This is a genomic window from Pseudomonas sp. PDM15, from assembly GCF_014851565.1.
Taxonomy (GTDB): domain Bacteria; phylum Pseudomonadota; class Gammaproteobacteria; order Pseudomonadales; family Pseudomonadaceae; genus Aquipseudomonas.
Window position 1 is genome coordinate 406,982 of record NZ_JACVAA010000004.1, and the last position, 23,210, is coordinate 430,191.

The 23,210-nt window shown below is 66.5% G+C and carries 20 protein-coding genes; 8 read left to right on the plus strand and 12 right to left on the minus strand.

Features of this window, described 5'->3' with window-relative positions:
- Positions 1–26 precede the first annotated feature (26 nt).
- Together IB232_RS13315 and IB232_RS13320 are read right to left on the minus strand one after the other, a co-directional pair.
- On the minus strand, positions 27–1,391 hold the full coding sequence (locus tag IB232_RS13315) for an inorganic triphosphatase (protein ID WP_192399104.1): 1,365 nt from the start codon (positions 1,389–1,391) through the stop codon (positions 27–29).
- 73 nt (positions 1,392–1,464) lie between these two features.
- The gene (locus IB232_RS13320) at positions 1,465–2,937 is read right to left on the minus strand and encodes an inorganic phosphate transporter (protein ID WP_192399105.1); all 1,473 of its coding nucleotides are present in this window, start codon (positions 2,935–2,937) and stop codon (positions 1,465–1,467) included.
- Positions 2,938–3,104: 167 nt separating this feature from the next.
- Between IB232_RS13320 and argE the strand changes: the two genes are divergently transcribed.
- Positions 3,105–4,244 carry an acetylornithine deacetylase gene (gene argE / locus IB232_RS13325; RefSeq protein WP_192399106.1) on the plus strand — a complete coding sequence of 380 codons (1,140 nt, stop codon included), beginning with the start codon at positions 3,105–3,107 and terminating at the stop codon, positions 4,242–4,244.
- Positions 4,245–4,356: 112 nt separating this feature from the next.
- Positions 4,357–5,655, plus strand: coding sequence for an amino-acid N-acetyltransferase (gene argA / locus IB232_RS13330; protein ID WP_192399107.1), 1,299 nt, complete (start codon positions 4,357–4,359; stop codon positions 5,653–5,655).
- A 169-nt stretch (positions 5,656–5,824) separates the two neighbouring features.
- Here argA and rmf read toward each other — a convergent pair whose 3' ends face one another.
- The 4 genes from rmf to IB232_RS13350 all read right to left on the minus strand — a co-directional run bounded on the left by rmf (position 5,825) and on the right by IB232_RS13350 (position 10,691).
- The gene (rmf, locus tag IB232_RS13335; RefSeq protein WP_192399108.1) at positions 5,825–6,022 is read right to left on the minus strand and encodes a ribosome modulation factor; all 198 of its coding nucleotides are present in this window, start codon (positions 6,020–6,022) and stop codon (positions 5,825–5,827) included.
- A 171-nt stretch (positions 6,023–6,193) separates the two neighbouring features.
- The gene (gshA, locus tag IB232_RS13340) at positions 6,194–7,780 is read right to left on the minus strand and encodes a glutamate--cysteine ligase (protein ID WP_192399109.1); all 1,587 of its coding nucleotides are present in this window, start codon (positions 7,778–7,780) and stop codon (positions 6,194–6,196) included.
- Between the two features lie 193 nt (positions 7,781–7,973).
- The gene (locus IB232_RS13345) at positions 7,974–8,357 is read right to left on the minus strand and encodes a PaaI family thioesterase (protein ID WP_192399110.1); all 384 of its coding nucleotides are present in this window, start codon (positions 8,355–8,357) and stop codon (positions 7,974–7,976) included.
- A gap of 3 nt (positions 8,358–8,360) precedes the next feature.
- The gene (locus IB232_RS13350) at positions 8,361–10,691 is read right to left on the minus strand and encodes a Tex family protein (protein ID WP_192399111.1); all 2,331 of its coding nucleotides are present in this window, start codon (positions 10,689–10,691) and stop codon (positions 8,361–8,363) included.
- A gap of 170 nt (positions 10,692–10,861) precedes the next feature.
- Between IB232_RS13350 and ompR the strand changes: the two genes are divergently transcribed.
- The 3 genes from ompR (at position 10,862) to IB232_RS13365 (ending at position 16,791) form a co-directional block, all read left to right on the plus strand.
- The gene (ompR, locus tag IB232_RS13355; protein WP_192399112.1) at positions 10,862–11,593 is read left to right on the plus strand and encodes a two-component system response regulator OmpR; all 732 of its coding nucleotides are present in this window, start codon (positions 10,862–10,864) and stop codon (positions 11,591–11,593) included.
- A gap of 11 nt (positions 11,594–11,604) precedes the next feature.
- On the plus strand, positions 11,605–12,918 hold the full coding sequence (locus IB232_RS13360; protein ID WP_192399113.1) for an ATP-binding protein: 1,314 nt from the start codon (positions 11,605–11,607) through the stop codon (positions 12,916–12,918).
- A gap of 96 nt (positions 12,919–13,014) precedes the next feature.
- On the plus strand, positions 13,015–16,791 hold the full coding sequence (locus IB232_RS13365) for an EAL domain-containing protein (RefSeq protein ID WP_192399114.1): 3,777 nt from the start codon (positions 13,015–13,017) through the stop codon (positions 16,789–16,791).
- A gap of 22 nt (positions 16,792–16,813) precedes the next feature.
- Here the strand turns inward: IB232_RS13365 and rimK are convergent, their stop codons facing one another.
- Together rimK and IB232_RS13375 are read right to left on the minus strand one after the other, a co-directional pair.
- Positions 16,814–17,719: a 30S ribosomal protein S6--L-glutamate ligase gene (rimK, locus tag IB232_RS13370; protein WP_137973662.1), complete on the minus strand. Its 906-nt coding sequence runs from the start codon at positions 17,717–17,719 to the stop codon at positions 16,814–16,816.
- Positions 17,716–18,183, minus strand: coding sequence for an ATP-dependent zinc protease (locus tag IB232_RS13375; RefSeq protein WP_225592288.1), 468 nt, complete (start codon positions 18,181–18,183; stop codon positions 17,716–17,718). The genes rimK and IB232_RS13375 overlap by 4 nt, the downstream gene beginning before the upstream one ends.
- Positions 18,184–18,281: 98 nt before the next feature.
- Between IB232_RS13375 and IB232_RS13380 the strand changes: the two genes are divergently transcribed.
- The 3 genes from IB232_RS13380 to IB232_RS13390 all read left to right on the plus strand — a co-directional run bounded on the left by IB232_RS13380 (position 18,282) and on the right by IB232_RS13390 (position 21,400).
- Positions 18,282–18,668 (plus strand): RNA-binding S4 domain-containing protein, encoded by a 387-nt coding sequence (locus tag IB232_RS13380; protein ID WP_192399116.1) that lies wholly within the window; start codon positions 18,282–18,284, stop codon positions 18,666–18,668.
- 137 nt (positions 18,669–18,805) lie between these two features.
- Positions 18,806–19,699: an Hsp33 family molecular chaperone HslO gene (gene hslO / locus IB232_RS13385; protein WP_192399117.1), complete on the plus strand. Its 894-nt coding sequence runs from the start codon at positions 18,806–18,808 to the stop codon at positions 19,697–19,699.
- Between the two features lie 159 nt (positions 19,700–19,858).
- Positions 19,859–21,400, plus strand: coding sequence for a phosphoenolpyruvate carboxykinase (locus tag IB232_RS13390; protein ID WP_192399118.1), 1,542 nt, complete (start codon positions 19,859–19,861; stop codon positions 21,398–21,400).
- A gap of 61 nt (positions 21,401–21,461) precedes the next feature.
- Here IB232_RS13390 and IB232_RS13395 read toward each other — a convergent pair whose 3' ends face one another.
- The 4 genes from IB232_RS13395 to IB232_RS13410 form a co-directional block, all read right to left on the minus strand.
- A complete protein-coding gene (locus IB232_RS13395; protein ID WP_192399119.1) occupies positions 21,462–21,863 on the minus strand; it encodes a hypothetical protein in 402 nt (133 codons plus the stop codon).
- Between the two features lie 238 nt (positions 21,864–22,101).
- The gene (locus IB232_RS13400; RefSeq protein WP_021699018.1) at positions 22,102–22,356 is read right to left on the minus strand and encodes a hypothetical protein; all 255 of its coding nucleotides are present in this window, start codon (positions 22,354–22,356) and stop codon (positions 22,102–22,104) included.
- Between the two features lie 33 nt (positions 22,357–22,389).
- Positions 22,390–22,713 (minus strand): DUF3392 domain-containing protein, encoded by a 324-nt coding sequence (locus tag IB232_RS13405; protein WP_192399120.1) that lies wholly within the window; start codon positions 22,711–22,713, stop codon positions 22,390–22,392.
- A 167-nt stretch (positions 22,714–22,880) separates the two neighbouring features.
- Positions 22,881–23,174, minus strand: coding sequence for a hypothetical protein (locus IB232_RS13410; RefSeq protein ID WP_192399121.1), 294 nt, complete (start codon positions 23,172–23,174; stop codon positions 22,881–22,883).
- Positions 23,175–23,210: the final 36 nt, after the last annotated feature.

Genomic DNA, 23,210 nt, shown 5'->3' on the forward strand with positions numbered 1-23,210 from the left:
TTGTTCTGGATGACGGGGTGAGCAGCTTATTTCAGCAGCAGCTTCCAGGGTTTGAGCGTCGCCACAGTATGGGCCTGTGCCACGCGTGCGGCCAGCGCGTCGGGGTCGTTGGCCGGGGCGAACAACGCTTGCAGCTTGCCCAGCTCGCCGTATAGGCGATCCAGCTCGGGCAGCTCCGGCACCTGACGGGCCAGGCGCAGCCAGGCCTGGATGCGCTCGAGGCGCGGCAGCTGCTCGGCCAGCCCTTCGGGAAACTGCTGGTAGTGCTTCAGGCGCAGGCCCTCGGCTTCCTCGCTGAGCAAAGTCGGCAGCCAGTTGCCCAGCGTCGCTGCGCCCTGGCGATCGCCCCGTGGGTTGCGGCCGACCGTCCAGCCGCGTTGCAGCAGCCAGCGCGACAACTGCAGGGACAGCAGGCCCCAGCGATTGCCTTGCAGCTCACCGGCGAACATGGCCGGCGCGTTGTGGCGCAGTGCCTCGTCGTCGCGGCCCGCGGCCAGGCGTGGACGCCAGTCGGCCAGCAGCGCGTCGAGGCCTTCGCGCAGTTCGCGGCTGGAGGCGCGCGGTGCGGCTTGGCCGAGGCTGCTGAGCAGGGCGCGCAGGTCGATCAGCTGTTGCAGCCACTGCTCCAGCAGTTTCCAGTGACCGTTCCAGCGGTACTGTTCGGCCAGACGCTGGCTGCTGCCGAGCAGGTGCCAGGCCAGCGCGGCAAAGGCATCGTCCAGCGTCATCTCGGCGTTCAACTCCGGCGCCGGCAGGCTGAGGCTGTAGCTGCCGGAGTCGAACAGGCGATAGCCGCGCTCGGCCTTGCTGATGTCGCAGGGCATCAGCGGCAGGTCGGCGGCCAGCTCGCAGGCCAGCTCCAGCAGGGCGGCGGGCTCGCCTTCCCGCAGCTCCAGTTCCAGCTCGCAGATTTCTTCCTCGCCCTCGCCGGCGACCACCTTGCCGAGGTCCAGGGCCGCCTCGATCACCGTCTTGGCCTTGCCGCGGCCCCAGGCGATCTCCGCTTTCTCGCGGACGAAGTCGGTGGTGAACAGTGGCTGCAGGCTCTTCTTGTCCAACTCGGCCAGGCTGGCCGGCCAGCAATCATCGCCGAGAAGTTTGAGGTCGAGCTTGGCCTTCTTCAGCTGCCAGTCCCACTCGTTGCGTTCGGACAGCCCGGCCACGCTCTGGCCGCGGCTCTTCAGGGTCTGGATGAACTGCTCACCATCGCGGCGCAGACGCAGCGCGACGCGGGCGTCGGCCAGATCGCGGGCAGGCGTATCGTAGTACTGGTTGAACAGCTCGTGGGTCTGCCAGCCGGATTTGTTGCGCTTCTTCAGCAGCGGATGGTCGCGCAGTGCAGCGAGGGTTTCGCGGCTGGCGCGCAGCTTGATCTCGGTTTCTTTGGCCATGTCGGGACTCTCGGAGCGATTCGGGAAACAACAAGGCCGCCCGTGGGCGGCCTTGTCATGCGGCGGGCGGCGTTCAGACGAACAGTTTTACGCCCACCCAGAACAGACCTGCGGACAGCATGACGGTGGCTGGCAGGGTCAGTACCCAGGCCATCAGGATGTTGCGCACTGTAGCGAATTGCAGGCCGCTCTTGTTGGCGACCATAGTGCCGGCGACGCCGGACGACAGTACGTGGGTGGTCGACACCGGAAGACTGTAGACGTTGGCCAGGCCGATGGCGATGGATGCGGTGATCTGCGCGCTCATGCCCTGGGCGTAGGTCATGCCCTGCTTGCCGATCTTCTCGCCGACGGTCAGTACCACGCGCTTCCAGCCGACCATGGTGCCGATGCCCAGAGCCAAGGCCACGGCGAAGATCACCCAGAGCGGGGCGTATTCGGTGGTAGCGGTGAGGTCCTTGCGCAGCCTCTCCAGGTCCGATTTTTCGCGCTTGGGCAGACTTTCCAGCTTGCCGACCTTCTTCGCGGTGTCGTCCAGGCACAGCAGGTAGCGGCGCACCTGGGTGCGTTTCTCCTGGTCCATCTGGTTGTAGTCGGTGACGCCCTGCAGGTCTTGCAGCAGGGTGGAGATGGTCACCTCGGTCAGCTTGGCATCGCAACGGAACTTGGCCGGCAGCTCGGTGGTGCCGTTCTTGCCCAGGGCCAGGTAGTCGCTCAGCGCGTCGTGATTGCGGGTATAGAACTGCTGCAGGTGCGAAGCGGCGTCGCGGGTGCGCTCGATCTGGTAGGTGGTGCTGTTCAGGTCCAACACGAACTTGGCCGGGACGATGCCGATCAGCACCAGCATGATCAGGCCGATGCCTTTCTGCCCGTCGTTGGAGCCGTGCACGAAGCTCACGCCCATGGCGGAGGCGATCAGCACCACGCGGTTCCAGAACGGCGGCTTCTTCTTGCCTTTGACCTCCATGCGGCTCTCGGGGGTCTCGTGCATCTTCGAGTCGGCGAAGGCGCGGCGCAGGGCGATCAGGATCAGCGCGGCCACGGCGAAGCCGGCCAGTGGCGAGAGCAGCAGGGACAGGCCGATGTCGATCGCCTTCTGCCAGTTCACACCGTCGGCCAGGGAGATGTTGGTGAGCAGGGCGTTGGCCAGACCGACACCGAGGATCGAGCCGATCAGGGTGTGCGAGCTGGAGGCCGGAATGCCGAAATACCAGGTGCCCAGGTTCCAGGCGATGGCAGCGGTCAGCAGGGAGAACACCATCACCAGGCCGTGGGCCGTGTTGACGTTGATCAGCAGCTCCACCGGCAGTAGGTGAACGATGGCATAGGCCACGCCGATACCGCCGAGAACCACGCCGAGGAAGTTGAAGATGCCGGAGGCGATCACTGCCAGGTGCGGCGGCATCGCCTTGGTGTAGATGACCGTGGCCACCGCGTTGGCGGTGTCGTGGAAACCGTTGATGAATTCGAAGGTCAGGACAAAGGCCAGGGCTAGCACCAGACCGATGGCGACCCAGGCATCGAGCCCGCTGAATATCTCGAACATGACGTTTTCGTGACCGGAAAAAGGGGCGCGAAGTATGCCAGATGACAGCAAGTTCTGCTCGAACGGTCGTTTCCAGTCATGTCAGCCGGACGAAAGGTCATCCCGCCGCAGCGTAGGCAGCGGGCGCCGGCCTCTCTATGATGGGCCGCATGCCACGGAGAATCCCCATGCCGCTTCCCTCTCTGCAGGACCAGTTCGCCGCGCTGATCGCCGCGCCCTCGGTGAGCTGTACCCAGCCGCACTGGGATCAGTCCAACCGCGCGGTGATCGACTTGCTGGCCGGTTGGCTGAGCGACCTCGGCTTCTCCTGCGAGATCCAGGACGTGGCTCCAGGCAAGGCCAACCTGCTGGCCACCCTCGGCAATGGCCCCGGCGGGCTGGTGCTGGCCGGGCATAGCGACACGGTGCCGTTCGACGCCGCCCTGTGGCAGAGCGATCCGCTCAAGCTGACGGCGCAAGGCAATCGCTGGGTCGGCCTCGGCGTGTGCGATATGAAGGGCTTCTTCCCGCTGGTGATCGAGGCGGTGCGCGGCCTGCTCGACCAGCCGTTTCGTCAGCCGCTGCTGGTGCTGGCCACCTGCGACGAGGAAAGCTCGATGGCCGGCGCCCGCGCCCTGGCCGAGGCCGGTCGGCCGCTCGGGCGGGCCGCGGTGATCGGCGAACCGACCGGCTTGAAGCCGATCCGCCTGCACAAGGGCGTGATGATGGAGCGCATCGATATCCTCGGGCAGAGCGGCCACAGCTCCGACCCGAGTCTCGGTCACAGCGCCCTGGAGGCGATGCACGATGCCATCGGCGCGCTGCGCGAGCTGCGCAGCCAGTGGCAGCGCGAGTTCAACAACCCGCAGTTCGGCGTGCCGCAGCCGACCCTCAACCTCGGTTGCATCCACGGCGGCGACAACCCCAACCGCATCTGTGGCCAGTGCTCCCTGGAGTTCGACCTGCGCCCGCTGCCGGGCATGGACCCGGAGCAGCTGCGCGCGGCCATTCGCGGCAAGCTGCGGCCGCTGGCCGAGCGGCACCAGGTGAAGATCGACTACGCGCCGCTGTTCGCCAATGTGCCGCCCTTCGAGCAGAGCGCCGACAGCGAGCTGGTGCGCCTGGCGGAAAAGCTCACCGGACATGCGGCGCAGTCGGTGGCATTCGGTACCGAAGCCCCGTATCTTCAGCAGCTTGGCTGCGAGACCATCGTCCTCGGCCCGGGCGACATCGCCTGCGCCCACCAGCCGGGGGAATTCCTCGAACTGTCGCGCATCGAGCCGACGGTGAGCCTGCTGCGCCAACTGATTCAGCACTACTGCCTGTAACCCGTTCAGTCAAAGGGGAGCACCGATGTTGCGACGACGCTAGACCGACCTTCCTTCTCCGCTTGCGGAGAGGCAAACCATCGCTCGTCCGTCCCCGCTCACAGGCTCCTGCATGCACGACTACGTCAACTGGCTCCGCCACGCTTCGCCCTATATCAACGCCCACCGTGACTGCACTTTCGTGGTCATGCTGCCCGGCGAGGGTGTGGAACACCCGAATTTCGGCAATATCGTCCACGACCTGGTGCTGCTGCACAGCCTCGGCGTACGCCTGGTGCTGGTGCACGGCTCGCGCCCGCAGATCGAGGCGCGCCTGGCCGAGCGTGGGCTGACCCCGCGTTATCACCGCGACCTGCGCATCACCGACGGCCCGACCCTGGACTGCGTGATCGATGCCGTCGGCCGTCTGCGTATCGCCATCGAGGCGCGCCTGTCGATGGACATGGCCGCCTCGCCGATGCAGGGCTCGCGCCTGCGCGTGTCCGGCGGCAATTTCGTCACCGCGCGGCCGATCGGCGTGGTCGACGGCATCGACTATCACCACACCGGCGAAGTACGTCGGGTCGACCGCAAGGGCATCGGCCGCCTGCTCGACGAGCGCAGCATCGTGCTGCTGTCGTCGCTCGGCTATTCGCCCACCGGGGAAATCTTCAACCTGGCCTGCGAGGACGTCGCCACCCGCGCCGCCATCGACCTGCAGGCCGACAAGCTGCTGCTGTTCAGCGCCGAGCGTGGCCTGCTCGACGAGAGCGGCAAGCTGGTGCGCGAGCTGCGTCCGCAGCAGGTGCCGGCGCACCTGGCTCGGCTCGGCAGCTGCTACCAGGCCGAACTGCTGGATGCTGCGGCCCAGGCCTGCCGTGGCGGGGTCAAGCGCAGCCATATCGTCAGCTACATGGAGGACGGCTCGCTGCTGACCGAGCTGTTCACCCGCGACGGTGGCGGCACCCTGGTCGATCAGGAACAGTTCGAGTCGCTGCGCGAGGCGACCATCGAGGACGTCGGCGGGCTGATCGACCTGATCACTCCGCTGGAAGATCAGGGCATCCTGGTGCGCCGCTCGCGCGAGGTGCTGGAGCGCGAGATCGAGCAGTTCAGCATCGTCGAGCGCGATGGTCTGATCATCGCCTGCGCCGCGTTGTACCGCATCGCCGACTCGGACGCCGGCGAGCTGGCCTGCCTGGCGGTGAACCCCGAATACCGCCATGGCGGCCGTGGTGACGAGCTGCTGGAACGCATCGAGGAGCGGGCCAAGGCGCTGGGTCTGAAGACCCTGTTCGTGCTCACCACGCGTACCGCGCACTGGTTCCAGGAGCGCGGCTTCGAGCCCAGCGGCGTCGAACGCCTGCCGGCGGCGCGGGCCTCGCTGTACAACTACCAGCGCAACTCGAAGATCTTCGAAAAGTTGTTGTAAAGACTGCTGCGCGTCGGCTAAACGGCGTTGAAAACGGCTTAGGAATGCTCATTTACAACTCGTAAACTCCGCTTCCTCAGCCGTTTCGCCACCGTTTATCTCTAGCTCGCGCGTCTTTGGATGGTGCAATAAAAAAGGGCCGCGTTTGCGGCCCTTTTGTTTGGGGGGATCAGGCGCTGCGCCGCTGGTGCAGCTTGAACTGCTCGTTGCCATCGTCCCAGCCGGCTTCCCAGGCGGCGGCCAGCACTTCCATGGGGTAGGGTTGCGCGTGCTGTGGCTGGCCGGTGAGTCCGGCCATGTAGCCTTGCTGGTAGGCCTTGTTCAGGCTTTCCAGACTCCAGTCGTGGTTGTCTGCGTCGGGCGTCATGGCTGTTCGCCAATGCGGGTTTCCCCACAGGCTAGCCCCTGCCGGCGTCAGCGGCGTGCCGTCGGTCAGGGGCGAACGGTCGAAGTGGCGGAATTGTGACGAATTGCCGCTAAAACGACGGTTCGTTGACCGGGTCGCCCGGCGAGGTCTAGGCCGCAGGCCCGGCGCGGCTCACACGCTGATGCCGAGAATGCTCGCCTGATAGGCCGCGACAAAGGTGTCGAAGTCGCCGGCCGGTGCACGCTCCAGTTCGGCCTGTTCGGCCAGGGACTGGCGCGCGGCTGCCTCGAACTGCGCCTGCTCCGTTGCGCTCAGTGGCTGGGCGCGGAAGGTGGCGGCGTGGGCCTTGCTCTGGCGCAGGGCGAACTCGCGGAAGCTTTCGCCGGTGTCCTTCAGCTCGGCCAGCACGCGGGCCGACGGGGTCAGCGCCGGGTCTTCTACCTTGCGCCGTTGCAGGTGCAGGGCGGTCTGGTAGGCATCGCCGCCGTAGGCGCGGTCGAGCAGCGCGGCGATCGGGGCGAAGGCGTCGAGCAGTTCGCCGGCCCAGGTGCGCAGTTCGACCTGCTCGCCGTCGCGCTGCAGGTGCAGGCCGGGACGGCGACCTTCCTTGACCGTCTTGAGGAAGTTCTCGGTGCTGGCGCGACACACGCCGCTGGCCAGCAGCGGGCTGTCCTGCAGGGCGCAGAACAGGATGAAGGCGTCGAGGAAGCGCGCCTGGTCCAGATCGATGCCCATGGGCAGGTAGGGGTTGATGTCCAGGCAGCGCACTTCCACGTACTGCACGCCGCGGCTCATCAGGGCCTGGATCGGGCGCTCGCCGGAATAGGTGACGCGCTTGGGGCGGATGCTCGAGTAGTACTCGTTTTCGATCTGGATGATGTTGGTGTTGAGCTGCAGCCACTCGCCATTGGCGTCCTTGGTGCCGATCTCGGCGTAGGCCGGGTAGGGCGTGGCCACTGCCGCGCGCAAGCTCTCGGTATAGCTGGCCAGGTCGTTGTAGCAGGGCGTCAGGCCGGACTGGGCGCTGCTCTGGTAGCCCAGGTCGCTCATGCGCAGGCTGGTGGCGTACGGCAGGTGCAGAGTGTCGGCATCCAGCGGCTGCAGCTGGTGCGGGCGGCCACGCAGGAAGCTGGCGTCCAGTGCCGGTGAGGCACCGAACAGGTACATCAGCAGCCAGCTGTAGCGGCGGAAGTTGCGGATCAGTGCGATGTAGCTGGCCGACTGGTAGTCGCGCGCGCTCTGCGTGTCGCCATCCAGCTGCTGCAATAGCGGCCACAGGCCCTCGGCCAGGCTGAAGTTGTAGTGGATGCCGGCGATGCACTGCATGGTCTTGCCGTAGCGCAGGGCCAGGCCCTGGCGGTAGACGTACTTGAGACGACCGATATTGGAGCTGCCGTAGCGGGCGATCGGGATGTCCGCCTCGTCCGGCAGCAGACCGGGCATGGACGGGCTCCACAGGTATTCGCCGTCCAGTTGGCTGGCGGCGAAGCGATGGATGCGCTCCAGCTCGGCCAGGGTATCGGCCGGGTCCGGCTCGGCCGGGGTGATGAATTCCAGCAGGGCCTCGGAATAGTCGGTGGTGATCTGCGCGTGGGTCAGCGCCGAGCCGAGTGCGGCCGGGTGTCCGGTCTGTGCCAGCTCACCCTGTTCGGTCACGCGCAGGGTCTCGCGCTCGATGCCGTGCAGGCACTGGGTGAGCAGGGACAGGTGGGCGGCATCGCCGAGCAGAGCCAGGCGGCGGGAGAGGAGATCGCTCAAGATTCTTGTTCCTTCACTCGACGGTCGCCCCTATATGGGGGTGGAGCCGCCTCACTGCAAGTCGGGTACGCGGACGGACGCTGTCGCCTGACCGGAAGGGGAGGATGCGCCGAGCGAGGTGCTCGGCGCAATCCCGAGAAAGCGGGTGGGGAGTCGAAGGGCGAGGTGGCTCAGGAAGCCCGCCGCGCTGACATCACTTGCAGATAAAGGTGGCCTGGGCGGTGGCGATCAGCTTGTCGCCCTGTTCCACCTTGGCCTCCAGCACATGCACCTTGCGCCCGCCGTTCAGCACGCGGGCGTGGCAGACCACTTCGCCGGACTCGACACCGCGGATGTAGTTGACCTTGCATTCCAGGGTCATGCTGCCGGCCTCGCCGCCGAACAGGCTGTGGCTGGCCTGGCCGAGGGCGGTGTCGATCAGCGAGTAGAGCGCGCCGCCGTGCATGCGTCCGTGCAGGTTGAGCATCTGCTCCTGCATGTCCATGCGCAGCTCGGATTCACCGTTCTCGGCGCGCAGGATGCGGATGCCGAGCAGGCGGCTGAAGTTGCTTTGCTTGCCGACGGGCGCGTCACTCATGGCTCACTTCCTCAGCTGCTTGGCGTTGGCGAACAGCGAGGCCATGGCCGCGTTGGCCGGGGCCGGCTTGTCCTGGCTGGAATGACGCTCGCTGCGTGGCTGGTTGCCACCGCGGTTCTGCCCGCCACGGGATTGCCCGCCACGCGGACCATCGACCTTCTCGCCGGGGGTGTCGCTCATGCGCATGGTCAGGCCGACGCGGTTGCGCGGGATGTCCACTTCCATGACTTTGACTTTGACGATATCGCCGGCCTTGACCACTTCATAGGGGTCTTTGACGAACTTCTCCGACAAGGCCGAAATATGCACCAAACCGTCCTGGTGCACACCGATGTCGACGAAGGCGCCGAAGTTGGTGACGTTGGTCACCACGCCTTCGAGGATCATGCCCGGCTGCAGGTCCTTGAGGCTCTCGACGCCCTCCTGGAACTCGGCGGTCTTGAATTCCGGACGCGGGTCGCGGCCCGGCTTGTCCAGTTCCTTGAGGATGTCGGTGACGGTCGGCAGGCCGAAGCTCTCGTCGGTGAAGCGCTTGGGATCAAGGCTACGCAGGAAGCTGGAGTCGCCGAGCAGCGAGCGCACGTCGCGGCCGGTGTCCTGGGCGATACGCTGCACCAACGGGTAGGTTTCCGGGTGCACGGCGGAGGCGTCCAGCGGGTTGTCGCCGTTCATCACGCGGAGGAAGCCGGCGGCCTGCTCAAAGGTCTTCTCGCCCAGGCGCGGCACCTTCTTCAGGTCGCTGCGGCTCTTGAACGCGCCGTTGGCGTCGCGGAATTGCACGATGTTCTGCGCCAGGGTGCTGTTGAGGCCGGAGATGCGCGCCAGCAGGGCGGCGGAGGCGGTGTTGACGTCCACGCCGACGGCGTTCACGCAGTCCTCGACCACTGCGTCCAGCGAACGCGCCAGTTTCAGCTGCGACACGTCGTGCTGGTACTGGCCGACACCGATGGATTTCGGGTCGATCTTCACCAGCTCGGCCAGCGGGTCCTGCAGGCGACGGGCGATGCTTACTGCACCGCGCAGCGATACGTCCATGTCCGGGAATTCGCGGGCGGCCAGTTCGGAGGCGGAATACACCGAGGCGCCGGCCTCGGAGACCATTACCTTGGTCAGCTTGAGCGCGGGCAGCTTCTTGATCAGGTCGATGGCCAGCTTGTCGGTCTCGCGGCTGGCGGTGCCGTTGCCGATCGAGATCAGGTCCACCGCGTGCTTGGCGCACAGCTTGGCGAGGATCGCTAGGGTGCCGTCCCAGTCGTTGCGCGGGGCGTGCGGGTAGACGGTGGCGGTTTCCAGCACCTTGCCGGTGGCGTCGACCACGGCCACCTTGCAGCCGGTGCGCAGGCCCGGGTCCAGCGCCAAGGTGGCGCGCGGACCGGCCGGGGCTGCCAGCAGCAGGTCGTGCAGGTTGCGGGCGAACACGGTGATCGCCTCGTCCTCGGCCTTCTCGCGAAGCTCGCCGAGCAGGTCGGTTTCCAGGTGGGTGTAGAGCTTGACCTTCCAGGTCCAGCGCACCACTTCGCCCAGCCACTTGTCGGCGGCGCGGCCGCGCTGCTCGATGCCGAAGCGCTCGGCGATCATCAATTCGCACGGGTGCATGGTACCCGGCGCCTCGTCGCCGACCTTGAGGCTGGCGCCGAGGATGCCCTCGTTGCGGCCGCGGAAGATCGCCAGTGCGCGGTGCGACGGCACGCCCTTGAGGGCTTCGTCGTGCTCGAAGTAGTCGCTGAACTTGGCGCCTTCGGCTTCTTTACCAGCGACCACACGGGCGCTGAGGGTGGCCTCGTTCTTCAGGAAGGAACGCAACTTGTCGAGCAGGCTGGCGTCCTCGGCGAAGCGCTCCATCAGGATGTACTTGGCGCCTTCCAGCACCGCCTTCACATCGGCGAAGCCCTTCTCGGCGTCGACGAAGCGCGCGGCCTGTTCTTCCGGGTTGAGCGTCGGGTCGTTGAACAGGCCATCGGCCAGTTCGCCGAGGCCGGCCTCCAGGGCAATCTGGCCCTTGGTGCGGCGCTTCTGCTTGTATGGCAGGTAGAGGTCTTCGAGACGGGTCTTGGTGTCGGCCTCGTTGATCTCGCGGGTCAGCTCGGGGGTCAGCTTGCCCTGCTCCTCGATGCTGGCGAGGATCGCCGCGCGACGCTCGTCCATCTCGCGCAGGTAGCGCAGGCGCTCTTCCAGGTGGCGCAGCTGGGTGTCGTCCAGGCTGCCGGTGACTTCCTTCCGGTAGCGGGCGATGAAGGGCACGGTGGAGCCTTCGTCGAGCAGGGCCACGGCGGCGGCGACCTGTTGCGGGAGGACGCCGAGCTCGGCGGCGATACGCTTGTTGATGCTATCCATGAACCCTACCTGACAGAAAAACCACGCCGGTACCGACGCGAAAGCGCCGCATTATAAACACCGGGTCGGAAAGCATTGGGAACCGTTCGGGGAAAAATCTGCTAACAATGGACGAGCCGCCGCGCTGCGGCTCTGGGCGATAATGCCGCGCCACCCGGACAGGAGAGAACATGAGCAGTACACCCGCAGTCGAAGGCGAAAAGATCCTCATCGTCGATGACGACCCCGGCCTGCGCCGCCTGCTGGAGCGTTTCCTCAGCGAGCAGGGCTACCGCGTACGCGCCGTGGAGAACGTCGAGCAGATGGACCGCCTGCTGGCCCGCGAGCTGTTCCAACTGCTGGTGCTCGATCTCATGCTGCCGGGCGAGGACGGCCTGTCCGCCTGCCGCCGCCTGCGCGAGGCGAACAACCAGATGCCGATCATCATGCTCACCGCCAAGGGCGACGAGGCCAGCCGCATTCAGGGGCTGGAAGGCGGCGCCGACGACTACTTGGCCAAGCCCTTCAACCCGCGCGAACTGCTGGCGCGTATCAAGGCTGTGCTGCGTCGCCAGGCGCCGGTGGTACCCGGCGCGCCGGCCAGCGAGGACGAGACCGTCACCTTCGGCGACTACGAGCTGTCCCTGGCCACCCGCGAGCTGAAGAAGGGTGAGGAAGTACACATGCTCACCACCGGCGAATTCGCCGTGCTCAAGGCCCTGGTCCAGCACGCCCGCGAGCCGCTGACCCGGGACAAGCTGATGAACCTCGCCCGCGGCCGCGAGTGGGACGCCCTGGAACGCTCCATCGACGTGCAGATTTCCCGTCTGCGCCGGCTGATCGAGCCGGACCCGTCCAAGCCGCGCTATATCCAGACTGTCTGGGGCGTGGGCTATGTGTTCGTGCCGGACGGTAACAAGTAAGCCCAATCCTGATGAAAACCCCTGTCTGGTTCCCGCAGAGCTTCTTCGCCCGCACCCTCTGGCTGGTGCTCATCGTCGTGCTGTTTTCCAAGGCGCTGACCCTGGTCTACCTGATGATGAACGAGGACATGCTGGTCGACCGCCAGTACAGCCACGGCGCGGCGCTGACCCTGCGCGCCTACTGGGCGGCGGAGCCGGAGGACCGTGCACATATCGCCGAGGCGGCGACCCTGAGCCGGGTGGCGCAGGACAAGGTGCCGGCTACCGAGCAGCACTGGCCCTATTCGGAAATCTTCCTGCGCCAGATGCAGGCCGAGCTGGGCCCCGACACCGAGGTGCGGGTACGGGTGCAGAGCCCGCCGGCGCTGTGGGTGCGGGCACCGAGCCTGGGCCCGGACTGGCTCAAGGTGCCGCTCTATCCGCACCCGCTGCGCGGACAGAAGATCTGGAGCGTGCTCGGCTGGTTCCTCGGCATCGGCCTGCTGTCCACCGCCGCCGCCTGGATCTTCGTGCGCCAGCTCAATGCGCCGCTCAAGCGCCTGGTGTTCGCCGCCCGCCAGTTCGGCCAGGGCCGCAGCGTGCGCCTGCCGGTGAGCGACACGCCGAGCGAGATGACCGAGGTGTATCGCGCCTTCAACCAGATGGCGGAGAACATCGAGCAGGGTGCCCGAGAGCGCGAGCTGATGCTGGCCGGTGTTTCGCACGATCTGCGCACGCCGCTGACGCGCCTGCGCCTGTCGCTGGAGATGCTCGGCGGCGATGCCGAGATGACCGAGGACATGGTCCGCGACATCGAGCACATGGACACCATCCTCGACCAGTTCCTCGCCTTCATCCGCGACGGCCGCGACGAGAAGCCCGAGCCGGTGCTGCTCGACGAGCTGGTGCGCGAAACGGTGGCGCCCTACAACCAGCACGAGCCGCTGGTGCGCCTGTGCGTGGAGCAGGTGCCGGCCTTCCCGTTGCGCCGGGTGTCGATCAAGCGCCTGCTGGTCAACCTGCTCGACAACGCCCTGCGTTATGGCGGCCAGGGCGTGGAGGTGGTGGCCAACGTGGCCGGCGACGAGAGCGCGCCCTACGTGGTGCTCAGCGTGCTGGATCGTGGCCCGGGCATCGCTGCGGAAGAGATGGGCGAAATCTTCAATCCGTTCATCCGTGGCGACCGCGCCCGTGGCGGCAAGGGCACCGGCCTGGGCCTGGCCATCGTCAAGCGCATCGCCGCCCTGCACGGCGGCAGCGTGGAGCTGCGCAACCGCTCCGGCGGCGGCCTGGAGGCGCGCATCTGCCTGCCGCTGGGCCTGCTGTTGCCGCGCGACGCCAACTGACGGCGCGCGGCGTCTCTCGACTTAGCGCCTCGGGCTTCCGCCGACCGCTCTAGCAGGCCTGATCTATGCTGCTCTGGTGATCCGCACGAGGTCAGCATGGCCGTAGATTCCGCTCCTCTGCCGCGATGGACCTGGTGGTTGCCACTGCCGCTGCTGCACCTGGCCACCTGGCTGTCGCTGTCGACCCAGTTCGCCTCGGGTGCGGCGCTGTGCTACCTGCCATTCGCCCTCGGCCTGTGCGCCGTGCTCTGGTGGGGGCCGCGCGTGCTGTTGGCGCTTTATCTCAACGCCATGTTCAGCGCGCCGCTGTGGGGCCTGGACTGGCAGTGGGCGCCGCTGCATGCGCTGCCGGAAACCCTCGCCATCGGCTTTGCCTGGCTGGCCTTCGGTCGGCGTGGCAATGCCGCGCTGCCGGATGTCGCCAGTCTGCTGCGTTTTGTCCTGCTCGGCTTGCTGGCCCCCGCGCTGCTCAGTGCCTTGCTGATCCAGGGCGGTCTGTTGCTCAGCGGCCGCCTGGAGGGCCAGTGGCGGGAGGCGATCCTCGAGTTCTGGTTGCTGGACAGTCTAACCGCGCTTGCGGTGGCCTTGCCGCTGTTGTGCCTGCTGACCCGACGTCTGCAGCGGCGTGGCTGGGCCCTGCTGGTCGGGCCGGCTCTGGATGAGGAGGGTGTCGGCGTGCGCGTGCTGCCCTGGTGGCTGCTGCCGGTTCTGCTGGCCGTGCTGCCACTGTCGCTGTGCTTCCTGCCGCTGCTGCTGATCCTGCCGTTGATCGGCGTCATGCTGCTGGCGCTGGCCCTGCTCTGGGGCTTCGCCGGCGCGCTCTGGGGCACGGCGCTAACGGCGCTTGCGGTGCTCCTCCTGCCGCTGGCCGGGCGCCTCGGCAGCGAGCTGGAGTGGGGCGCGCCGCAGCGCCTGGAGGTGCACTTCAGCGTGCTGATGATGATGCTCGCCGCGCTCCTGGTGGGGAGGGCCCTCGGTGACCTGCGCAGCACCCTGCGCCGTACGGCGGAAATGCAGAAGGAGCTGGCCCTGGCCAACCTGGCGCTGCAGTCCTGCCCGCTCGGCGTCTCGATCTCCGACCTGCGCCAGCCCGGCGTGCCCTTCATCTACTGCAACCCGGCACTGGAGCGCATCAGCGGCTATTCCCGCGAGGAGATCATCGGCACCTCCAGCCGTCTGCTGATCGACCAGGACGAGTCGCAGAGCGGCCTGCTGCGGGTGCGCCATGCCATGCGTCACGGCGTGGCGCACCAGGAAGTGCTGCGCAACTACCGCAAGAACGGCCAGCAGTTCTGGAACGAGATAACGGTGGCGCCGCTGCTCGACGAGCATGGTGAGGTCAGCCACCTGGTGGCGCTGAACAACGACGTCAGCGAGCGCGAGCGCCTCGGCGCCGAGCTGGCCCAGCGCCGCGAGGAACTGCTGCGCCAGGCCCATCTGCTGACCCAGACCGAGGAGGTGGCGGATATCGGCGGCTGGGTGCTGGACCTGGTGACCCAGCGCATGTACTGGACCGAGGGCTGCTTCCGCCTCAACGAGCTGGATCCGGCTGGCGGCGCGCCGGACATGCAGGGCTCGCTGGATCGCTACGACGCGCCCAGCCAGAAGCTGATGAACGAGACCCTGGAACGGGTGCTGCAGACCGGCGAGCCGTTCGACATCGAAGTGCGCCTGCTCGGTGCCCGCGGCACTGCGCGCTGGGTGCGCCTGAAGGGCTTCGCCGAGCGCGACGGCGAACAGGTGGTGCGCCTGTACGGAGCGATCCAGGACATCAGCGAGCGGCGCCGCACCGAGCGCCGCCTGCGCGAGCGCGACGAGTGGCTGCGCCTGTTCTTCGAGGCGCCACTGATCGGCATGGCCATGGTCAGCCCGCAGCGCCAGTGGCTGGAGGTGAACTTCAAGCTGTGCCAGATCCTCGGCCGCAACCGCGACGAACTGCGCGCCAGCCACTGGCTGGAGATCACCCATCCGCAGGATATCGAGCGCGAGGAGGCGCTGTTCGCCGCCATCTGCAGCAGCGAGCGCGACGACTACGAGCTGGAGAAGCGCTTCCTGCGCAAGGACGGCAGCATCGTCTACGCCCGTCTCAGCCTGCGTGCGGTGCGCGACCCGGATGGCCAGCTGGAGGCCTGTCTGGCCCTGGTGGAAGACATCACCGCGCGCCACGAGGCCGAGGCGCGCTACCGCACCCTGGTCGAGCACGCGCCGGAGGCGATCCTGCTATTCAGCCCCGACGGCGGCATCATCGACGCCAATGCCAACGCCCTGCGCCTGTTCCACTGCAGCCGCGCCGAGCTGATCGGACGCAAGCCGACCGAGCTGAGCCCGCCGCACCAGGCCGATGGCAGCCTGTCGGAACCGCTCGGCCGGCAGCACGTTGATGCTGCCATCGCCGGCGAGACGCCGGTGTTCGAATGGCTGCACCGCGATCTCGGCGGTCGCCTGCTGCCCTGCGAGATCCGCCTGGTACGCATGCCCGGCGAGCCGCTGCTGATCCGCGCCAGCGTCACCGATATCTCCGAGCGCCAGCGCTACCAGCGCGAGATCGAGCGCCTGGCCTACAGCGACGAGCTGACCGGCCTGCCCAACCGCCGCCTGCTGCAGGACCGCCTGCAGCACGCCATGGCCCGCGAACGCCGCGAGGGCAGCTTCGGCGCGCTGCTGTTCATCGACCTGGACCACTTCAAGACGGTCAACGACAGCCTCGGCCATCACGTCGGCGATGACCTGCTGCGCGAAGTCAGTGCGCGCTTGGGGCACAGCCTGCGCGCCGAAGACACCCTGGCGCGGCTCGGTGGCGACGAGTTCGTGGTGCTGCTGGAGACCCTGGCCGAGAGCCAGGCCATGGCCGCCGAGCTGGCCGCCGAGGTGGGCGACAAGCTGCTGGCCAGCCTACGCGGCAGTTTTCAGGTGCAGGGGCACGATCTGGTGGTGACCGGCAGCATCGGTATCACCCTGCACCCGCTGGCCGGCCAGGACGCCGCCGACGCCCTCAAGCAGTCGGACACCGCCATGTATCGGGCCAAGCATTCCGGGCGCAACGCCCTGCATTTCTTCGCCCCGGAGATGCAGGCGGTGATCGATCAACGCCTGCAGCTGCAGAGCGAGCTGCGCCTGGCCATGGCCCGCGACCAGCTGTACCTGGTGTTCCAGCCGCAGCTGGAACTGGCCAGCGGGCGTATCGCCGGCGCCGAGGTGCTGTTGCGCTGGCAGCACCCGGAGCGTGGCGATATCCCCCCGGGGCAGTTCATTCCGCTGGCCGAGGAGACCGGGCTGATCCACGAGCTCGGCCACTGGGTACTGGAGCACGCCTGTGCCAGCCTGGCGCGCTGGCAGGTGGACTGGCCGCAGCTGGTGCTGGCGGTCAACCTCAGTCCGCGCGAGCTGCGCCAGGCCGATTGCGTCCAGCGCGTCGGCGACTGCCTGCGCCGCCACGCGCTGCCCAGCGGCGCGCTGGAGCTGGAGATCACAGAGGGCGTGCTGCTGGAGGATGTCGAGCACTGCATCGCCACCATGCTGGCGCTCAAGGCCCAGGGCGTGCGCTTCGCCATCGACGACTTCGGCACCGGCTACTCCTCGCTCACTTACCTCAAGCGCCTGCCGCTGGACCGGTTAAAGATCGACCGCAGCTTTATCCACGACCTGGAAGGTGACGCCAGTGGCGGCATGCTGGTGGAGACCATTCTGATGATTGCCCGCAACCTGGGCCTGGAATGCGTGGCCGAGGGCGTGGAGAACGAGGTTCAGCTGGACTGGCTACGCCGGCACGACTGCGCGCTGGGCCAGGGCTTCCTCCTGGGGCTGCCGCTGGGCGAGCGGGAATTTGTCGAGTGGATGGCACTTAACTCAGCAGCTGGCCTGCCTCTCGGATAGGCAAGCGGTTGCGGGCAGCTGCTCAGCCGCGTCCGCGGGTGCGGGTCTGTCCGGGGATGGCGTTCTTTTCCAGGTACTCGATGATGATGCCGGCCACGTCCTTGCCTGTGGTGGTCTCGATGCCTTCCAGGCCCGGCGAGGAGTTCACCTCCATCACTAGCGGGCCGTGGTTGGAACGCAGGATGTCGACCCCGGCCACCGACAGGCCCATGACCTTGGCCGCGCGGATGGCGGTCATGCGCTCTTCCGGGGTGATCTTGATCAGACTGGCTTCGCCGCCGCGGTGCAGGTTGGAACGGAACTCGCCGGGCTTGGCCTGGCGCTTCATCGCCGCGATCACCTTGTCGCCGACCACGAAGCAGCGGATGTCGGCGCCGCCGGCTTCCTTGATGTACTCCTGCACCATGATGTTCTGCTTCAGGCCCATGAACGCCTCGATCACCGACTCGGCCGCCTTCTCCGTTTCGCAGAGCACCACGCCGATGCCCTGGGTGCCTTCCAGCACCTTGATCACCAGCGGCGCGCCGTTGACCATCTGAATCAGGTCGGGGATGTCGTCCGGCGAGTGGGCGAAGCCGGTCACCGGCAGGCCGATGCCCTTGCGCGACAGCAACTGCAGCGAGCGCAGCTTGTCACGCGAGCGGCTGATCGCCACCGACTCGTTGAGCGGGAACACGCCCTGCATCTCGAACTGGCGCAGCACGGCGCAGCCATAGAAGGTCACCGAGGCGCCGATGCGCGGGATCACCGCGTCGAAGCCTTCCAACGGGCGGCCACGGTAGTGGATCTGCGGTTTGTGGCTGGCGATGTTCATGTAGGCGCGCAGGGTGTCTATCACCACCACCTCGTGGCCACGCTCCTCGCCTGCTTGGATCAGGCGACGCGTCGAGTACAGGCGCGGATTGCGCGACAGGATGGCGATCTTCATTGGGCACCGGAGAGAATGGGGAGCTGCGGTTTGTCTTGCACGTAGGTCAGCGCCGGGTTGACCACCAGTTGGCCGTCGACCAGGGCGTGGGCGCCGAGCAGTACGCGATAGCGCATGGTCTTGCGGCAGGCCAGGGTGAAGTCCACCGGCCAGCTGCGGTCGCCCAGGGTCAGGGCGGTGCTGATCACGTACCTGGCCTGGGCCTGGCCGTTGGAGCTCTTGATGGTCTTCACCGTCACCACCTTGGCCTCGCACGGGTGGCGGCGCTGCACCAGGGTGCCGAAGTGCGCGGTGAAGCGTACCCAGCGCACGCCGTCACGCTCGAAGGGCACTATGTCGCTGGCATGCAGGGTCGAGGTGCTGGCACCGGTGTCGATCTTCGCGCGCAGGCCGATCATGCCCAGCTCGGGCAGATTGATCCATTCGCGCAGACCGATCACGGAGAGTTGGTCGAAGGTCTTCAATACGGGTTTCCATCGGCGATGAAAGCATTCTAGATGTGCCATGTGACAACTGCATCAGGCAAGATTCACGCCGCGTGACGAGTTTTCCAGGGTGAGAAATGAGCGACAAAGACGACAAGGTGCGCCTGGACAAGTGGCTGTGGGCCGCACGCTTCTACAAGACCCGCTCCCTGGCCAAGGAGGCTATCGAAGGCGGCAAGGTGCATTGCCGCGGCGAGCGCTGCAAACCGGGCAAGGAGCCGAGGCTCGGCGACGAGTACGTCATTCGCGCCGGTTTCGACGAGCGGACCGTGGTGGTGCGCGCGCTGTCCATGGTGCGGCGTGGCGCGCCGGAGGCGCAGCTGCTGTATGAGGAAACGGCCGAGAGCATCGCCCGCCGCGAAGAGGCTGCGGCCCTGCGCAAGGCCGGCGCCCTCGGTGTACAGACCGACGGCCGGCCGAACAAGAAGCAGCGCCGCCAGCTGCTCGGCCTGCGCGGCGACTGAGCCGCCGGCCATCGCCGCATGGCTTGGATGCACCGGCGTTTGTCCCTAGAATTCCGCCTTATTCCCCGGGCTATCCAGCGCGGCGCACTCGTCAGAGGCGTCGGTGGCCCGTCATCCTCTTCGTCAGGCGGTCCCCGATGCACGATTTCGATCATTCCCAGCGTTTCATCTTCGACGACAACGACGTCCGCGGCGAGATGGTCAGCCTGGCCGAGAGCTACCAGCACGTGCTGGCCAAGCATCCCTATCCGCAGCCGGTGGCCCAGCTGCTCGGCGAAATGCTCGCCGCCGCCGCCCTGCTGGTCGGCACCCTGAAGTTCGAGGGATTGCTAATTCTTCAGGCGCGCTCCTCCGGCCCGGTACCGCTGGTGATGATCGAGTGCTCCAGCGAGCGCGAAGTGCGCGGTATCGCCCGTTACGGTGCCGAGGCGGTGGACGCCGGCGCCGGCCTGCGCGAGCTGATGCCGGACGGCGTGCTGGCCCTGACCATCGACCCGGCCAAGGGCCAGCGCTACCAGGGCATCGTCGAGCTGGAGGGCGACAGCCTGGCCGACAGCCTGACCGCTTATTTCGCCACCTCCGAGCAGTTGCCGACCCGCTTCTGGCTGCATGCCGACGGCCAGCGCGCCCGTGGCCTGTTGCTGCAGCAGTTGCCGCCGCATCATCAGACCGAGCTGGAAGAGCGCCAGGAGAGCTGGAATCATGTGCTGACCCTGGCCGACACCCTGAGCGCCGAGGAACTGCTGGGCCTGGACAACCAGACCGTATTGCACCGCCTCTATCACCAGGAGGCCGTGCGCCTGTTCGAGCCGAGCCCGCTGCAGTTCCGCTGCAGCTGCTCGCGCGAGCGTTCGGCGCGCGCCCTGATCAGCGTTGGTCAGCCCGATGCCGAAGCCCTGCTGGAAGAAAGCGGCGGGCGGGTGGAAATCGACTGCCAGTTCTGCAACGAGCGCTATTTCTTCGATGCCAGCGACGTGGCGCAGCTGTTCGCCACCGGCGACAGCCAGGCGCCGTCGACGACTCGGCACTGAAAGTGATAGCCAGACTCTATTGATGGCATTCGCGGACAAGAGGCTGCCAAGCTCGTGGCTTTTCTGGCATACTCCCGCGACTTTTTTATCGCTGTAGTGAAGCTTCAGGCCCACTACACAATGTTCGGAAGACTCGGCCGCCGGCCGACGGGGACCCAAATGACGCAAGCCAACACCACCGTTTACACCGACATCAGCGCTGCCCAACTGGTCGAAGAGGCCATCCGTCGTGGCGAGGGTGAGCTGGCCGCCAACGGTTCTCTGGTTGTTCGTACCGGTCACCGTACCGGCCGCTCGCCTGCCGACCGCTTCATCGTCCAGGAGCCGAGCACCGAGGCGAAGATCGCCTGGGGCAACATCAACCGTCCGTTCCCGGCCGATAAGTTCGACGCCCTGTGGGATCGCGTCGAGGCGTTCAACGCCGCTCAGGGCCACTTCGTTTCCCATGTTCACGTAGGTTCGGCCGATGCCCACTACCTGCCGGTGAAGATGACCACCCAGACCGCCTGGCAGAACCTGTTCGGCCGTTGCCTGTTCATCAACCCGGAAACCTACAACCCGGCTGGCAAGGCCGAGTGGCAGATCCTCAACGTCGCCAACTTCGAGTGCGTACCGGAGCGCGACGGCACCAACTCCGACGGCTGCGTGATCATCAACTTCGCCGCCAAGAAAGTCCTGCTCGCCGGCATGCGCTACGCCGGTGAAATGAAGAAGGCCATGTTCTCCGTGCAGAATTTCCTGCTGCCGGAAGCCGACGTGCTGCCGATGCACTGCGCCGCCAACATTGGCGAAGAAGGCGACGTGACCCTGTTCTTCGGTCTGTCCGGCACCGGCAAGACCACCCTGTCCGCTGACCCGAGCCGCTACCTGATCGGCGACGACGAGCACGGCTGGGGCGTGGGCGTGGTGTTCAACATCGAAGGCGGTTGCTACGCCAAGTGCATCGACCTGTCCGAGAAGAACGAGCCGGTGATCTGGAAAGCCATTCAGTTCGGCGCCGTGCTGGAGAACGTGGTCCTCGACGAGAACCGCGTGCCGGACTACGCCGACGACAGCCTGACCCAGAACAGCCGCGCGGCCTACCCGCTGGAGCTGGTCGAGAAGCGCTCCGAGAAGAACCTCGGTGGCGAGCCGAATGCCGTGATCTTCCTGACCTGCGACCTGACCGGCGTACTGCCGCCGGTATCGATCCTCAGCGAAGAGCAGGCTGCCTACCACTTCCTGTCCGGCTACACCGCGCTGGTCGGCTCCACCGAAATGGGTTCGGGCGGCGGCATCAAGTCGACCTTCTCCACCTGCTTCGGCGCACCGTTCTTCCCGCGTCCGGCCGGCGAGTACGCCGAGCTGCTGATCAAGCGCATCCGTGGCTTCGGCTCCAAGGTCTACCTGGTCAACACTGGCTGGACCGGCGGTGGCTACGGCGTCGGCAAGCGCTTCAACATTCCGACCACTCGCGGCGTGATCGCCGCCATCCAGAGCGGTGCTCTGGTCGGTGCCGAGACCGAGCAGCTGCCGATCATCAATCTGAGCGTGCCGAAGGCCGTTCCGGGCGTCGACACCAACCTGCTCAACCCGCGCAACACCTGGGCCGACGGCAACGCCTATGATGAAGCCGCTCGTGGCCTGGCCCAGCAGTTCGTCGACAACTTCAAGAAGTTCGACGTCTCCGACGCCATCCGCAACGCCGGTCCGCAGCTGTAAGCTGCAGGCCAATGAAAAAGCCGCCCGAGGGCGGCTTTTTTGTGCCTGTCCACCTGATGGCTCAGGCACTGGATGCAGCGTAGGGCTCCGGCCTGGCCGGCTCGTTCTCAGGCCGCTCGGGGCGGCTGGCGATGTCTGCGATGTTCTGTGCCCGGTCGTTGCGCTCTTGCGCCTCGCGTAGCTCCGTAGCGGTCTCCAACGGTGTCGGCTGGCTCTCGACTTCGCCTTCGCTGGCCACTGCCAGATACGTTTCGATCTGCCGTTGCTGAGTGTTGGCGCTGTAGATCTGCGTAGCCGCATCGCGCTTGGTGGCCTGGCTCAGTTCGCGGCTTTCCTGGCGCTCTGCGACTCGGTCGGAAGTAGCGTCCACAACCTTGTTCACCTGTTCGGGATTGGCTGGGCCGTACTTGTTGATGACCTGAGTCGAGGGCGGCAGAGTGCCGCTGTAGCCGTTGATTTGCATTAGAAGTGCATCTCCCTGTAATTGCCTGGCTTTACTGTAATCCTCGACGGCAGGAGTGCATTAGATTGATTGGCAATAGCCGCTCCGTTTCATGGCAGACCGGCATTCAGGTGGCGGTTGTCGTGGCCGGCGGACTCTGCGAGCGCGCCGGGGCTGAGCAGGCTGGTGAGGATCAGCAGCAGGGGAGCGAAGCGTTTCATGGTGGCCTCCTGATGGTCAGCGAGGACAGCCGGACGGCTCAGTCGATCACCTCTGCGCCCTGGATGGTCAGCTCCGGCAGGGCGGCGGGCATCGGACAGACCTGCAGATACTTGATGCTCTCACGCGGAATCATCAGCAGGTCGCCATCCACCTCGATGCTCAGAAAAGGCGATTCCAGCTGTTTGCGCAAGGCGCGGGCGACGGCCGCCGGGTCTTCGCTCTGCTTGGGGAAGCGCAGGGCCAGGCGCTGGCCGTCCTGGAAATACAGATAGAGGTGCTTGAGTGGCTTCATGGGGCTCCTTCCTGGGCGCCCCCGTGGGCGCCTCTAGCTACGGTCGGCCAGTACGCCGATCAGGAAGAAGACTAGTAGCAGTACCGGCGCCAGGGTGAAGTTGTTGAAGTAGCCCAGGCCCTGGGCCAGCCAGGGGGTGAGAAAGACGATGGCAAGGCCGTAGCCGACGGCGCACACCAGCACGAAGACCAGGGTGCGCAGGAAGAAGTTGAAGCCGCTGATGGAGCGCTGCACCCAGGCGTTGATGCCGGGGCCGAACAGCACGAACAGGGTGGCCATGATCGCCAGGGAAATGTCGTACAGGTTGCCGCGGCACCAGCGCGAGAGGGTGGCGATCAGGTCGAGCACGAGGTCCATCGGTGGTCCTTGGGGCGGATTGTGAGGCCGCCATTCCACCCTAGTCCGGGCGCGAATGCAAAGCGTGGTGAACGGCTTCGCTACAGGTCGCGGTGGCGTAATCGAGAGGGCGTCTTATGCCCTGGCGGTTGCATCGGTCAGCAGATTTCCGGCTTCCGGCGCAGATCTCAGTCGTCCCGGCGGATTTCGCGGGACTCCTGCCGCGTGTCCTGCTTGGTGCCACGCTTGAGTTGGCGACAATCCATGCGGTTATCCCCCGAGTCGAGGCATTCCTGCTTGAGATCGCGTGCTTCCTCGCGCCCGCTCTGGCGATTGTCGCGGGCATCGTAGCGATCACTGCGCCGGTCCTGGCGCCGCTCCGAGCCATAGGTGCCGGCATGGGCCGGTGGGCTGAGCAGGGGCGCGACGAAGGCCAGCAGCAGGGCCGAAATCGCGAGACGCAAACCAGTGGAGTGATTCATGTTGCCTCCTGGTCGATGGGAGGGGCTGTGGAAGTA